We start from the raw sequence: 13,639 nt of genomic DNA on the forward strand, positions 1-13,639 counted from the left end.
TCGTCCTGGATCGTGGGGGTCGCTCAGCCTGCCGCGCGCTCGGCCGCCTCGACGACGTTGACCAGGAGCTGGGCGCGGGTCATCGGGCCGACGCCGCCCGGGTTGGGGGCGACCCAGCCGGCGACCTCGGCGACGCCGGGGTGCACATCGCCGACGATCTTGCCGTTCTCGTCCCGGCTGACGCCGACGTCGAGGACGGCCGCACCCGGCTTGACGTCCTCGGGCTTGACGAGGTGCGGCACACCGGCGGCGGCGACGATGATGTCCGCCTGCTTGAGGTGCGCGGACAGGTCGCGGGTGCCGGTGTGGCACTGCGTGACCGTGGCGTTCTCCGACTTGCGGGTCAGCACCAGCGGCATCGGGCGCCCGATGGTGATGCCCCGGCCGACCACGACGACGTGCGCGCCGTCGATCTGCACGCCGTGGCGGCGCAGCAGCTCCACGATGCCGTACGGGGTGCAGGGCAGCGGGCCGGTCTCGCCGAGGACGAGCTTGCCCAGGCTCATCGGGTGCAGGCCGTCGGCGTCCTTGGCCGGGTCCATCAGCGCGAGGACGCGGTTGGTGTCGATGCCCTTGGGGAGCGGGAGTTGGACGATGTAGCCGGTGCACTCGGGGTTGTCGTTCAGCTCACGGACGACCGCCTCGATGTCCTCCTGGGTGGCGCTCGCGGGCAGCTCACGCTGGAGGGAGGCGATGCCGACCTGGGCGCAGTCGCGGTGCTTGCCGTTGACGTACCAGCGGCTGCCGGGGTCGTCGCCGACCAGGACGGTGCCGAGACCGGGCTGGACACCCTTGGCCTTCAGCGCTTCCACCCGCTCGGTCAGTTCGGACTTGATCGCGGCGGCGGTGGCCTTGCCATCGAGAATCTGGGCGCTCATACCCCCATCCTCCCGGATGGAGGCGGCCGCGTACCAATCGGGCCCGCCGCTCGGCATCCTCGCTGCTCAATGCCGAGAAAACGGAAGTTGATCATTGCACTTGCACAACACCTTCCCACCGCGACTGGACAACGTTCATCGACAACTAGAAGGATTGCCCGCCAGTGCCGCAGGCATCATCGGGGGCAAGCCAAGTGAAACAACCTGTATTCCTCCGAAGTCGCGCCGCGTCGTCCCCCACTGACCCAACGGAGGAAAACACCACATGAGCTTCGGCGACCCGAACAACCCGTACGGCCAGCAGCCGCAGCAGGCCCCGTACGGCCAGCAGCCGCCGGTCCCGCCGCAGGGCCAGCCCGGTTACGGCTACCCGCAGCAGCAGCCCGCCGCTCCCCAGCAGCAGCCCTACGGCTACCCGCAGCAGCAGGTCCCGCAGCAGGGCTACGGCTACCCGCAGCAGGCCGGCATGCCCGGTATGCCGACCGGCTACGCGAGCTGGGGCGCCCGCGTCGGCGCGTACCTGATCGACGGTCTGATCGTCGGTGTCGTGCCGATGGTCCTCTACGTCATCGCGCTCATCGTCGCCGCCTCGTCGGCCAGCTCGGTCCAGTCGGACCTCAACAGCTGTGCGCCGGGCGACCTCCAGTGCGTCAACGACGTCTCCCACTCCGCCTCCGCCGGTATGCCGATCTTCGCGATCCTGCTGATCATCCTGGCGGGTCTGGCCGGCCTCTGCGGCGGCATCTTCCTGATCGCCAAGGAAGGCAGCACCGGCCAGACGCCCGGCAAGAAGGCGCTGCACATCAAGCTCGTCAGCGAGGCGACCGGTCAGCCGCTCGGCTTCGGTATGGCCTTCCTCCGGAAGATCTGCCACGCCGTGGACAGCATGCTCTGCAGCCTGGGCTACCTGTGGCCGCTGTGGGACGAGAAGTCCCAGACCTTCGCCGACAAGATCGTCAGCTCGGTCGTCGTCAAGACCCAGTGAGCCGGTGCGGGGCCGGCTCCCCGCGTCTCACGAAGGCCCTCGCCGCACCGCGGCCGGGGGCCTTCGCGGCGCCATGAGGACCCGGCCACCGTCCCCGCTCATCCGGCCACCCCGCCTGAAGGACACCGCTCGTGAGCTATCCGAACCAGAACCCCTACAGCCAGCCGCCCGCGCCCCAGCCGGGATACGGCTACCCCGCCCAGCAGCCCGGCCCTTACGGGCCCTTCCCGGGTGGCGGTATGCCGCCCGGGACACCTCCGGGCGGCATACCGCAGCAGCCGCTCACCGGTATGCCCGGCGGGGTGAAGGCCGCCCGGGTGCTGCTGTTCGTGCTCGCCGGGCTGAACCTCATCGGTCTGTGCCTGGCGGTGGCCGGACTCGGCGCGGTCAGCAAGGCGGCGCGCACCGCCATGGGGGAGAGCCGTGACACGACCGCCGTCGGCAAGGGCCTGCTGATCTTCCTGATCGTGATCATCGCGATCTTCACGGTGCTGGCCGTCGCGCTGGCGCTGCAGTTCGCGAACGGCGGCAACGGCGTCCGCGTCGGCGCCGCCGTCTTCGGCGCGGCGACCCTGGTGGTCAGCTTCTGCGTCTTCCCGTTCGGTCTGGTCCACACCGTGATGGGCATCATGATCATCGCCTTCACCTCGAAGGAGGACGGCAAGGCGTGGTTCAACCGCCCGCGGTACTGACCCCGTACCGCCCGTCCGCAGGCCCCCTCCGCACCGCGCGAGGGGGCCTGCGGCCGTTCCGGGCGCCTCCGCCGGACGGGACGGTGGCGGAGCCCGCCCCGTCCGACGAAGGCCCCGGCGCCTTTGCCCGTCCCGCCCCCTCACACGCGGGACACAGATCGAGACCGGAAACGACGCGATCACGGGATCATCCCCGCGCACGCGGGGCGCAACCGAAATCCGCGACACACCACGGGGTCGCCACGGGGGCATCCCTGCTGACGCGGGGCACGCCCTTCCTTCCCGAGCTGCGATTTCAGCAGAACTCGGTGTGGAGTGGGGGTGGTTCGGCGGATTGCGGTGGGCGGGGCGGCTGCGGGAGCGTTCCCGTCCCGTCCGCGCGAAGGCGCCTCGGCCCACTTCATCAAGTTTGCTCACCGAGCACCATGGGGCGGGGTAGCGCCGCAGGTCGGGGAGGGTGAAGCCCGCGTGCGCGGGGGTGGTCCGACGCGGGCCCATGGGCCGAGGCCGCGCTGGGTGTGAAGCCCGCGTGCGCGCCGACGGACCGCACGCCGTCACAGAGGACGACGCACGGCCCGTCGGTATGCCCGGTAGGGGGCGGCGGCTCAGTGGAAGAAGTGCCGGGTTCCGGTGAAGTACATCGTCACGCCGGCCTTCTCGGCGGCCTCGACGACCTGGTCGTCGCGGATCGAACCGCCGGGCTGCGCCACGGCCTTGACGCCCGCCTCGGCCAGCACCTCGAAGCCGTCGGGGAAGGGGAAGAACGCGTCGGAGGAGGCGTACGCGCCGCGCGCCCGCTCCTCGCCCGCGCGCTGGACGGCGAGCTTGGCGGAGTCGACGCGGTTGACCTGGCCCATGCCGACGCCGACGGTGGCGCCGTCCTTGGCGAGCAGGATCGCGTTGGACTTCACCGCGCGGCCGGCGCGCCAGGCGAAGGCCAGCTCGGCCAGTTCGGCGTCGGAGAGCGCCTCGCCCGCGGCGAGCGTCCAGTTGGCCGGGGAGTCGCCGTCGGCCTGGAGACGGTCGGTGACCTGAAGGAGCGCGCCGCCGTCGATCGGCTTGACCTCGACGGGCGCCGCCGGGGCGCCGGGCACCCGCAGCACCCGGATGTTCTTCTTGCCGGTCAGCGCCTCCAGCGCGCCGTCCTCGTAGCCGGGCGCCACGATGACCTCGGTGAAGATCTCCGCGACCTGCTCGGCCATCGCCTTGCTGACCGGACGGTTGACGGCGATGACACCGCCGTACGCGGAGAGCGGGTCGCACGCGTGGGCCTTGCGGTGCGCCTCGGCGACGTCGTCACCGATCGCGATACCGCAGGGGTTGGCGTGCTTGATGATCGCCACGCACGGCTCGTCGTGGTCGTACGCGGCACGGCGCGCGGCGTCCGTGTCGGTGAAGTTGTTGTACGACATCTCCTTGCCGTGCAACTGCTCGGCGTCGGCGAGGCTGCCCGGCGCGGCCGGGTCGAGGTAGAGCGCGGCGCCCTGGTGCGGGTTCTCGCCGTAGCGCAGGACGTTCTTGCGCTCCAGGGCGGAGCCGAGGAAGTCGGGGAAGCCGGAGTCGTCGACGGCGGCGTAGTCGGCGGCGAACCAGGAGGCGACGGCCACGTCGTAGGCGGCGGTGTGCCCGAACGCCTCGGCGGCGAGCCGCTTGCGGGCGGTGAGGTCGAAGCCGCCCCGGCCGACCGCGTCGAGGACCTCGCCGTAGCGGGCGGGGTTGACGACGACGGCGACCGACGGGTGGTTCTTGGCGGCGGCGCGGACCATGGAGGGGCCGCCGATGTCGATCTGCTCGACGCACTCGTCGGGGGTGGCGCCGGAGGCGACGGTCTCCCGGAACGGGTAGAGGTTGACGATCACCAGGTCGAAGGGCTCGACGCCGAGGTCGGCGAGCTGCTTCTGGTGCTCGGTCAGCCGCAGGTCGGCGAGGATGCCCGCGTGGACCTTGGGGTGCAGGGTCTTGACCCGGCCGTCCAGGCACTCGGGGAAGCCGGTCAGCTCCTCGACCTTGGTGACCGGCACACCGGCGGCGGCGATCTTCCCGGCGGTCGAGCCGGTCGACACCAGTTGGACACCGGCCGCGTGCAGCCCCTGCGCCAGCTCCTCCAGACCGGACTTGTCGTAGACGCTGACCAGAGCGCGGCGGATCGGCCGCTTGCTGTCTTCGGCGGTGGCGGTCACGAGATACGTACCTTTCGTCCCTCAATGCGATAGCCGTGACGGGCCAGACGCCCCACGACCTCGACGAGCAGAGTGCGCTCGACTTCCTTGATGCGCTCGTGCAGCGCGGCTTCGTCGTCCTCGTTACGGACCTCCACCACGCCCTGCGCGATGATCGGCCCGGTGTCGACGCCTTCGTCGACGAAGTGGACGGTGCACCCGGTGACCTTGGCGCCGTACGCGAGCGCGTCGCGGACGCCGTGGGCCCCGGGAAAACTGGGCAGCAGGGCGGGGTGGGTGTTGATCACCCGGCCGCCGAAACGGGCCAGGAACTGCGGCCCGAGGATCTTCATGAATCCGGCGGAGACGATGAGGTCCGGCGCGTGGGCGGCGGTCGCTTCGGTGAGCGCGGCGTCCCACGCGGCGCGCGAGGCGTGGTCGCGGACCTGGCAGACGAAGGTCGGCAGCCCGGCGCGTTCGGCGCGCTCCAGACCGGCGATGGCGTCACGGTCGGCGCCGACGGCGACGATCCGCGCGCCGTACGCGGCGGGCCCCGCCTCGTCGATGGCGTCCAGCAGCGCCTGGAGATTGGTGCCGGATCCGGAGACGAGGACGACGAGCCGGACCGGGGACGCCTCGGCGTCCGGACGGCGCGGGGGGAGAAGGGGATCCACGGTGCGGGTCTCTCTCGCGTGGTGCTGCTGCGGTGCGGTGGGCGTGGGTGCTGCGGGCCGGTGCCCGCACCCGCCGCCCGACGGCCTTGTCCGGCGTTTGTGCGGTCGTACGAAGCCATGGGTCGCGTGAATACGGGGAACCCTACGAAGGCGCCGACCGTCAGCAACGATACCGGCACACCGAGCGGCCCCCACGGGACGGGGGCGGGCACGGGAGGTAGCGTCGGGCGCAGGAACGCACGCAGTTCACGGTGCTCGTCCCCCGGCCCCGGCCGGAAGGGCGGCCGAGACAAAGGGAAGACTCACTCCAGATGCCGGACCGACGCCGCCGCGCGGCCCCCCTCCTCCCGCTGCCCGCGACGGCCCCCGGCGCGGCCCGCCTGCCGGGCGGGGGAGCCCTTTCCACCGCCGGTGCTTCCTCCGCCCCGTACTCCCTGCGGCTCCCCGCCGCCGGCCCGCACCTCCGGCCCGGCGGCGGCCTCGCGTCGCGGTCGGGCGAGCCCGGGGGCGGTACGGGTCCCGGCCCGGACGGCGGTACGGACAACGACTCCGGGGCGGGCTCGGGCTCCAGCTCCGGGGCGGGCTCCGGCGCGGACAACGGCTCGGGCGGCGGGAACGGCGACGGATCAGGCAACGGCTCCGGCCGGCAGGAGCGCAACCCCTTCGCGCCGCCGCCCGAGGGCGCGCCGGACCAGGAGTGGCGGCCGCGGCGCCGGGCGGGGCACGACGGCGACCAGGGGGCGCACCCCGAGGGCGGCCAGGGTGAGGACGGGCCGCCGGCCTGGGGCAGCCAGTGGAGCAGCCGGCAGCCGGGGCGGCAGAGCGGCGGTTTCGGCAACCGTCCCGGGCGCCCCACCGGACAGGGCGGCTCCGAAGGACGCCCCGGCGGACTGCGCTGGGACCCGACCGACCCGGCCCAGCGGCGCGCCCGTTACGCCCTGCTCGCCGGTATGTGGGCGTTCTTCTTCGCGCTCTTCAGCCTCCCGGAGATCGCGCTGCTGCTCGGCGCGCTCGCCCTCTACTGGGGCATCAGCTCGCTGCGGGCCAAGCCGCGTGCCGGGAAGCCGTCCGCCGCCGCGACGACGGCGGCCATGGAGGGCCGCCCGGCACCGTCCGCCGCCCCCTCCGCAGCGGACCGGACCGCACCGGCCTCCACCCGCCCGCAGACCACGGCGGCGATCAGCGGCCTGGTCATGGCGTCCCTGGCGCTGCTGATGGTGGCCGCGACGTTCTTCGTCAAGCTCGCCTACCGCGACTACTTCACCTGCGTCGACGACGCCCTGACCCGCTCCTCCGCCCAGTCCTGCGAGAAGCTGCTCCCCGAGGAGTTCCGCCCGCTGCTGGGCTCCCAGGACTGACCCCCGCTCCCCCACCGCACCGGACCGTGCGGCCACCAGGCGCCGGTCCTCGCATCATCGTGAACGTCCCGAGCCCCTGGCCCGGCCGCCGAACCCGGCGGTTGTGCCGGGGGCTCGCCGCTTTCCGGACGGCGGGGCGGGCGTCGGAGGGACGGGCCCGCAGAAGCCGAGCCCTCCGGCTCGCGGCCCCGGCCGCACCTGCCCGGCACCGCCACCCGCGTACGCGCCGTCCGCCGGCGCCTCGGCGCTCTCCCGTTCCCTTCCCCGCCCCGGCCGTCCCGCCCCCGCGGCGTCCTTCGCCCGCGCACGCGCGAGCCGTCGGGCCCGCGTAACGCGCGAGCCATCGGTGTCATCCGGCCCTCACCCGATGACCCCGGTGCCACGGGCGCCCCCGGCAAAGCGGCGCCCGCCCGTTTCCGCCGGTTCTCCGGGCGCTCCCGGCGAGGTGGTCTCCCCCTCACGTTCCGGCAGGTCGTCGTCGGAGTGGGCCCGTAGTTCCGCCCAGCGGGCCGTCCGGGTGTCGGCCTCGTGCCAGGGGTCGAAGCGGTGGAGGAGGATGTCGAGCCCGTACTCGTCGGACGACGCCCGGTCCGCGCCCTGCCGCCCACCGCCGGCCCGCGCCGCCCGCGCCGCTCTCCGCTCCGCCTTCGCGGCCTTGCGCTCCGCCTTCGCGGCCTTGCGCTCCGCCCGCGTGGCCTTGCGCTCCGGTGCGGCGGCCCGCCGCTCCGGCTCGGTCGCCCGGCGCTCCGGCCGCCCGGCCTTCCCCTCCGGCACCGCGGCCCGCCGCTCCGCTCGCCCGGCCTTCCCCTCCGGCTCGGCGCCCGCGCGCGCCGCCTCCGCGGCTTCCGTCCTCCCGGTCTTCTCCGCCCCCGCCGCCTCTCCCCGCGTGCGCCGGGCCTCGCGGCCGGGCCGCCGGGCGCCGTCTGGAGCGCCTTCCCCGGTGCCCGTACGGCGGGACCGGCGCTTCCGGGCGGGCGCGGGCGCACCGGCGCCGTCCGCCGCGTCCGCGCGCGGCCCGGCGGGTGACGGGACCACGGGCGTCGTGCCGGAGCCGGCCGGCGGGGGCGGCGCGTCGACGCTCTCCGCCGGACCGGGCGGTACGGCCGCGCTCCCCGCCGGTACGGCCGGGCGCGCCGCCTTCCCGCCGCTTCCGGAGGCCGCGTTCCGGTCCTCGGGGCGCTGCGGTGTGCGCGGGGCGCCGGGGGCGCTCGCCGTGCCGTCCGCGCCCTCCGTTCCGGTCGTACGCCCCTCGGCTCCCGGTGCGTCCGGTGTGCCGCACCCGGGGCGGGTACGGGCGCGCTTGCGCTGGGAGCGGAGGCGGCAGGCGCGGAGCAGGAGGGCGGACGGGAGGCCCGTGAGGGCGGTCCAGCCGGTGGCGGCCAGGCCGGTCAGCCACCAGGACGGGCCGAAGAGCGCGAGGCGTCCGGTGCCCAGGGCGCCGCCCGCCGCCGCGGCCAGTACGGCCGTCGCGACGCCGCAGGCGAGGGCGGCGAGGGCCGCCACGCCCACGGTGGTCCGGCGCCGCCAGGGCCCCCCGGCGTCCGGCCGCGTCGCGCAGTGGGCCGCGTACCGGCCGAGCAGTACGCCCGCGAGGACCGGTCCGGCCGCGGCGGCCCAGGTCAGCGGTGTGCCGGGGCCGGGGTCGGGGAGGGCGGCGAGGAGCGGGACGTGCGGGAGAGCGGTGGGTGCGGAGGTGCCCAGCGGGCTCGCGAGGGCGCCCGCGCCCGCGGTGAAGCCGGGGCCCAGGCCGTACGCGGCGCCCCAGACGGCCGCGTTGGGGAGCAGGGCGAGGCAGAGCAGCAGCACGGTGCCGCGGCCGACCCAGTCGGGGGCGAGGGTGAGCAGGTCGCGCCGGGCGTCACCCACGTGCGGGGCCAGGCCGACGAGGGTCAGCACCAACCCGGAGGCGAGCAGGGCGAGGGTCGCGGCGGTGGCCGCACGGCGCACCGCCTCCCCCCGCACGCCCCCCGAAACGGCCCGCAGCCATCGGGGCGCGGGCCCCGGGGACCCGTAGCCGTACCAGGCGCCGAGGGCCGGTGTGCCGACGGTGACGGCGGGGACCCAGAGCGCGGCGCTGAGCGGGTCGACGCGCAGCGGGCCCGTCGACGTATAGGCCACGGCACCGGCGGTGACCAGCAGGTATCCGGTGACCAGAGCGGCCAGACGGGCGCCCGGCGATGCCTCGGAGGGCACGGGCGGGGCGGTCGCGGGGCCGGCGTCGTACGGTCCGGCGAGGACATGGCGGGCGGTCCGGTGGAGCAGCCAGACGGGCAGGACGGCGAACAGCAGCGGGGTGAGCGCCACCGGGGCCGGTGCCCCGCCGAGCGTGACGGTGCGGACGAGGTCGGCGCCGTGCGCGAGGAGCCACAGACCGGCGGCGAGGTGCAGGGCCTCCTCCGGGTCGCTGCCGGGGTAGGGCGAGGCGACCCAGAGCAGGAGCACGACGACGGTGACCGCGCCGAGGCCGAGGCCGGCGGCCGTCGCCCCGCCGAAGAAGGCCGCGCCGATCGCGGAGGGGCGGCGCGCGGCGGGGCGGCCGGTCGGGAACGGTCCGGGGCCACGTTCGGTCAGCTCGCTCACGGCGCCATGCTGCCAACAACACCCGATTCCTTCGCGTAGTGACCAAATGACCGACGTGTCGCACATGATCCGCTTATCTGGTTTTTCACACTGTCTTGTGTTCCGGATTACGCACGATCCCCTGAGCGACCCCGAGGCGACTTCGATCGGCGAATCCGGTGCGCCGCGTACCGGCCTGTCGGGCCGCGTACCGCCGGGGCGCCGGGGCCGCGTGGAGAGGACGGCATGAGTCACCGCAAACGACAGCACCCACGCCGACGGCACCCCGAGCCCCCCGCCCGGCGGCCCCGGGCCCGGCGGACCACCCCCCCGCCCCCCGAGGCGGGCCCGGCACCCGAGGCGGGCCCGGAACCGGCGGCCCCCCACCCGCGGCCCGGCCCGGCGACGCCCCCCGGGGACGCCGGGCCCGGCCACCGCCGGGGCGCCGCCGGGCAGGCCCCCCGCACCGCCCGCCCCGTACCGCCCCGCGACACCTCGCTCGACGACACCGCCGAGCTGCCGATCCTCACCGGGGACCCCGCGGACACCATGGAGATCCCGGTCGTCACCATCGCCCCGCCGCGGCCCGGCGTCCGGACCGGTCCGGGCCCGGGCCCGGCGCAGGACCCCGGCGCCGCCGCCGTCGCCGCGTTCGACGTGCTGTACGACCGTCACGCGCAGGCGCTGATCCGGCAGGCGTATCTGCTCACCGGGCGGCCCCGGCGCGCCCAGGAGGCGGCCGAGCGGGCGTTCCGGCTGGCGTGGCAGCGGTGGCCCGAGGTGGCCGGCGCCCCGGACCCGGTGAGCTGGGTACGGGCCGCCGCCCACGAGTACGCGCTGTCGCCGTGGCACGGACTGCGTGTCGGCCGCCGTACGGCGGAGCGCCCGACGCCCACCGCGCCCGCGCCGCCGCCCGCCGGGCCCGGCGACCGGGCGCTGCTGGGCGCCCTGCTGGAGCTGCCCGCCCCGTACCGGCGGGTCCTGGTGCTGCACGACGGCGTCGGGCTGGGGCTCGGTGCGACCGCCCTGGAGGTCGAGGCGAGCACCCGGGCGGCGGGCGGACGGCTGGCCCACGCGCGGGCGACCGTCGCGGAACGGATGCCCGAACTGGAGCTGTCCGACGTGTCCCCGGAGCGGCAGGGCGCGATCCTGCACGGCCGGCTCACGGCGCTGGCCGCCGCGCAGCCGGTGGCGCCGCCCGACCCCGAGGCGGTGCGCGGCGGCAGCGATCTGAGCGTGCGCCGGCTGACCTACGGGGCGCTCGGGCTGACCGGACTGCTCGCCGCGACCACCGTCTTCGCGCTGGTCACCGCGGTGTGGCCGGACCGGCCCGCGCCCCCGGAACACCCCCGGGCGACCGCCCGCCCCGCCACGGCCCCGAGCGGCCACCATCCGCCCCGGGACGCCGCCGGACCCGCCCACGGCAGCCCGTCACCCGGCACCGGCCCGGCGCACGACCGGGACGACCCCGGGGGCGACGCGTCCGACCAGGGCTACGGCCCCGACCCGGCGGACGGCGGCGGGGACTACGGGGACGACGAGGACGGCAAGCCCGCCCGCCCCGCCCCGGGCGGCCACCCCGGCCCCCGGCCCGCACCGGGTACCGCCCCGGGCGCCGCGCCGAAGACCGCGCCCTCCACCGCTCCGGGAACCGCCCCGCCACGGAAACCGGGCGCCGCGCCCCACCCGGCCCAGCCCGGCCCCTCCGCACCGGCGCCCGCCGCACCCGGACCGGCCGCCCGCGGCTCGGCCGCACCCCGGTCCGTCACCCCGCCCACGGCCCACCCGACCGCACCACCCGCCCGGCCCGCGTCCTCCCCGGCCCCGCACGGCTGACGTACGCCCCGCCACCCGCCGCCGTACGGAACCGGCCCCGTACGTACGGCCACCGGCCCGGGCACGGCACCGTACGGAACCGGCCACCGGCCGACCGCACCACCCACCCGCGCAAACGCCACCGGGCCCGCACCCCCGAAAGGGTGCGGGCCCGGTGTTGCCGGAAGGCTTGGCGTCAGCCGACGAGGATCTCGCGGGCCAGACGGGCGGTCTCCGACGGGGTCTTGCCGACCTTGACGCCGGCGGCCTCCAGGGCCTCCTTCTTCGCCTGGGCGGTGCCGGAGGAGCCGGAGACGATGGCGCCGGCGTGGCCCATGGTCTTGCCCTCGGGCGCGGTGAAGCCCGCGACGTAGCCGACGACCGGCTTGGTGACGTTGGCCTTGATGAAGTCGGCCGCACGCTCCTCGGCGTCGCCGCCGATCTCACCGATCATGACGATCAGCTCGGTCTCCGGGTCGGCCTCGAAGGCCTCCAGAGCGTCGATGTGGGTGGTGCCGATGACCGGGTCGCCACCGATGCCGACGGCCGAGGTGAAGCCGATGTCACGCAGCTCGTACATCATCTGGTAGGTCAGCGTGCCCGACTTGGAGACGAGACCGATCTTGCCGGGCTTGGTGATGTCGCCCGGGATGATGCCGGCGTTGGACTGGCCGGGGGTGATCAGACCGGGGCAGTTCGGACCGATGATCCGGGTCTTGTTGCCCTTGGTCTTGGCGTGCGCCCAGAAGGCGGCGGAGTCGTGGACCGCGATGCCCTCGGTGATCACGACGGCGAGACCGATCTCGGCGTCGATCGCCTCGACGACGGCGGCCTTCGCGAACTTCGGCGGCACGAAGATGACGGAGACGTCGGCGCCGGTCTGCTCCATCGCCTCGGCGACGGAACCGAAGACGGGCACCTCGGTGCCGTCGAAGTCGACCTTCTCGCCGGCCTTGCGGGGGTTCACGCCGCCGACGATGTTGGTGCCGTCACCGAGCATGAGCTTGGTGTGCTTCATGCCGGTGGCACCGGTCATCCCCTGGACGATGACCTTGCTGTCCTTGGTGAGGAAGATAGCCATGGTGGTGTCTGACCTCGTCCCTTACTTCGCAGCCGCGAGCTCGGCGGCCTTGTCGGCCGCGCCGTCCATGGTGTCCACGCGCTGCACCAGCGGGTGGTTGGCGTCGCTGAGGATCTTGCGACCCAGCTCCGCGTTGTTGCCGTCGAGGCGGACGACCAGCGGCTTGCTGACGTTCTCACCCTTGGACTTCAGCAGCTCCAGAGCCTGGACGATGCCGTTGGCGACCTCGTCACAGGCGGTGATGCCACCGAAGACGTTGACGAAGACGGACTTGACGTCCGGGTCGCCGAGGATGATCTCCAGGCCGTTCGCCATGACCTCGGCGGAGGCGCCGCCACCGATGTCGAGGAAGTTGGCGGGCTTGACGCCACCGTGGTTCTCACCGGCGTAGGCGACGACGTCCAGGGTCGACATGACCAGACCGGCACCGTTACCGATGATGCCGACCTCGCCGTCGAGCTTGACGTAGTTCAGGCCCTTGGCCTTGGCGGCGGCCTCCAGCGGGTTCGCCGCGGCCTTGTCCTCCAGGGCCTCGTGCTCCGGCTGGCGGAACTCGGCGTTGGCGTCCAGGGACACCTTGCCGTCGAGGGCGATGACCTCACCGGAGGCGACCTTGGCCAGCGGGTTGACCTCGACGAGGAGCGCGTCCTCGGCGACGAAGGTCTTCCACAGGGTGACCAGGACGTCGGCGACCTTGTCGGCGACCTCGGCCGGGAACTGGCCCGCGGCGACGATCTCCTGGGCCTTCTCCTTGGTGACGCCCTCGTTGGCGTCGACCGGGATCTTGGCGAGCTTCTCGGGGGTGGTCGCCGCGACCTCTTCGATGTCCATGCCACCGGCGACGGAGGCCATGGCCAGGAAGGTGCGGTTGGTGCGGTCGAGGAGGTACGAGACGTAGTACTCCTCGACGATCTCGGGAGCGGTCTCCGCGATCATCACCTTGTGGACCGTGTGGCCCTTGATGTCCATCCCGAGGATGTTGGTCGCGTGCTCGACCGCCTCGTCGGGGGTGCCGGCCAGCTTGACGCCGCCGGCCTTGCCGCGGCCGCCGACCTTCACCTGCGCCTTGACGACCGACTTGCCGCCCAGACGCTCGGTCGCCTCGCGGGCTGCCTCAGGCGTGTCGATGACTTCACCGGCCAGCACCGGTACACCGTGCTTGGCGAAGAGGTCCCTCGCCTGGTACTCGAACAGGTCCACGCGCGTCCGTCCCTTGTCTTCTCAGAATCGCCGTAGTGATCGCGGGTCGTTCTCTGCGATGGGCGTGCCGCGAAGGGCAACGTGACGGCGCTGTCACAGGGGAGGCGTACACGGTGACCGAATACGCGGCATGTCCGTCTCGCAGGTTATCGCCGCAGGCGGTGCGGCCCTAAATCACAGCTCACGCTGGAGCGGTGATTACGGTCACAGAATCCCAGGCAGCACCCGTACGGACGCC

At 74.4% G+C, this 13,639-nt stretch carries 10 protein-coding genes; 4 read left to right on the forward strand and 6 right to left on the reverse strand.

Annotated elements, in window-relative coordinates; all coding sequences use genetic code 11:
• Positions 1-23: 23 nt before the first annotated feature.
• Entirely contained in the window at positions 24-878 is an 855-nt protein-coding gene (locus tag ACGH2B_RS09370; protein WP_399086936.1) for a bifunctional methylenetetrahydrofolate dehydrogenase/methenyltetrahydrofolate cyclohydrolase, read from the reverse strand.
• Positions 879-1,143: 265 nt separating this feature from the next.
• Here ACGH2B_RS09370 and ACGH2B_RS09375 point away from each other — a divergent pair, with 265 nt between their 5' ends.
• Together ACGH2B_RS09375 and ACGH2B_RS09380 are read left to right on the forward strand one after the other, a co-directional pair.
• The gene (locus ACGH2B_RS09375) at positions 1,144-1,863 is read left to right on the forward strand and encodes an RDD family protein (RefSeq protein WP_399086938.1); all 720 of its coding nucleotides are present in this window, start codon (positions 1,144-1,146) and stop codon (positions 1,861-1,863) included.
• Positions 1,864-1,994: 131 nt separating this feature from the next.
• On the forward strand, positions 1,995-2,555 hold the full coding sequence (locus ACGH2B_RS09380; RefSeq protein ID WP_399086940.1) for a hypothetical protein: 561 nt from the start codon (positions 1,995-1,997) through the stop codon (positions 2,553-2,555).
• A gap of 605 nt (positions 2,556-3,160) precedes the next feature.
• Here the strand turns inward: ACGH2B_RS09380 and purH are convergent.
• Both purH and purN read right to left on the reverse strand, forming a co-directional pair.
• The gene (gene purH / locus ACGH2B_RS09385; protein WP_399086942.1) at positions 3,161-4,735 is read right to left on the reverse strand and encodes a bifunctional phosphoribosylaminoimidazolecarboxamide formyltransferase/IMP cyclohydrolase; all 1,575 of its coding nucleotides are present in this window, start codon (positions 4,733-4,735) and stop codon (positions 3,161-3,163) included.
• Positions 4,732-5,388, reverse strand: coding sequence for a phosphoribosylglycinamide formyltransferase (gene purN / locus ACGH2B_RS09390; protein ID WP_399086944.1), 657 nt, complete (start codon positions 5,386-5,388; stop codon positions 4,732-4,734). Before purN ends, purH begins: the two co-directional genes overlap by 4 nt.
• 311 nt (positions 5,389-5,699) lie before the next feature.
• Between purN and ACGH2B_RS09395 the strand changes: the two genes are divergently transcribed.
• Positions 5,700-6,746, forward strand: a complete 1,047-nt coding sequence (locus ACGH2B_RS09395) for a hypothetical protein (protein WP_399086946.1) — start codon at positions 5,700-5,702, stop codon at positions 6,744-6,746.
• Between the two features lie 360 nt (positions 6,747-7,106).
• On the opposite strand, the gene ACGH2B_RS09400 is transcribed toward ACGH2B_RS09395, so the two are convergent.
• The gene (locus ACGH2B_RS09400) at positions 7,107-9,326 is read right to left on the reverse strand and encodes a DUF6350 family protein (RefSeq protein ID WP_399086948.1); all 2,220 of its coding nucleotides are present in this window, start codon (positions 9,324-9,326) and stop codon (positions 7,107-7,109) included.
• A gap of 225 nt (positions 9,327-9,551) precedes the next feature.
• Here ACGH2B_RS09400 and ACGH2B_RS09405 point away from each other — a divergent pair, with 225 nt between their 5' ends.
• Positions 9,552-11,141: a hypothetical protein gene (locus tag ACGH2B_RS09405; RefSeq protein ID WP_399086950.1), complete on the forward strand. Its 1,590-nt coding sequence runs from the start codon at positions 9,552-9,554 to the stop codon at positions 11,139-11,141.
• A 175-nt stretch (positions 11,142-11,316) separates the two neighbouring features.
• Here the strand turns inward: ACGH2B_RS09405 and sucD are convergent, their stop codons facing one another.
• Together sucD and sucC are read right to left on the reverse strand one after the other, a co-directional pair.
• Complete coding sequence (gene sucD / locus ACGH2B_RS09410; protein WP_399086952.1) at positions 11,317-12,201, reverse strand: succinate--CoA ligase subunit alpha; 885 nt, start codon at positions 12,199-12,201, stop codon at positions 11,317-11,319.
• 21 nt (positions 12,202-12,222) lie between these two features.
• Positions 12,223-13,401 (reverse strand): ADP-forming succinate--CoA ligase subunit beta, encoded by a 1,179-nt coding sequence (sucC, locus tag ACGH2B_RS09415; RefSeq protein WP_399086954.1) that lies wholly within the window; start codon positions 13,399-13,401, stop codon positions 12,223-12,225.
• Between the last annotated feature and the right edge of the window lie 238 nt (positions 13,402-13,639).

This window comes from Streptomyces sp. BBFR2, from assembly GCF_044497305.1.
GTDB lineage: Bacteria > Actinomycetota > Actinomycetes > Streptomycetales > Streptomycetaceae > Streptomyces.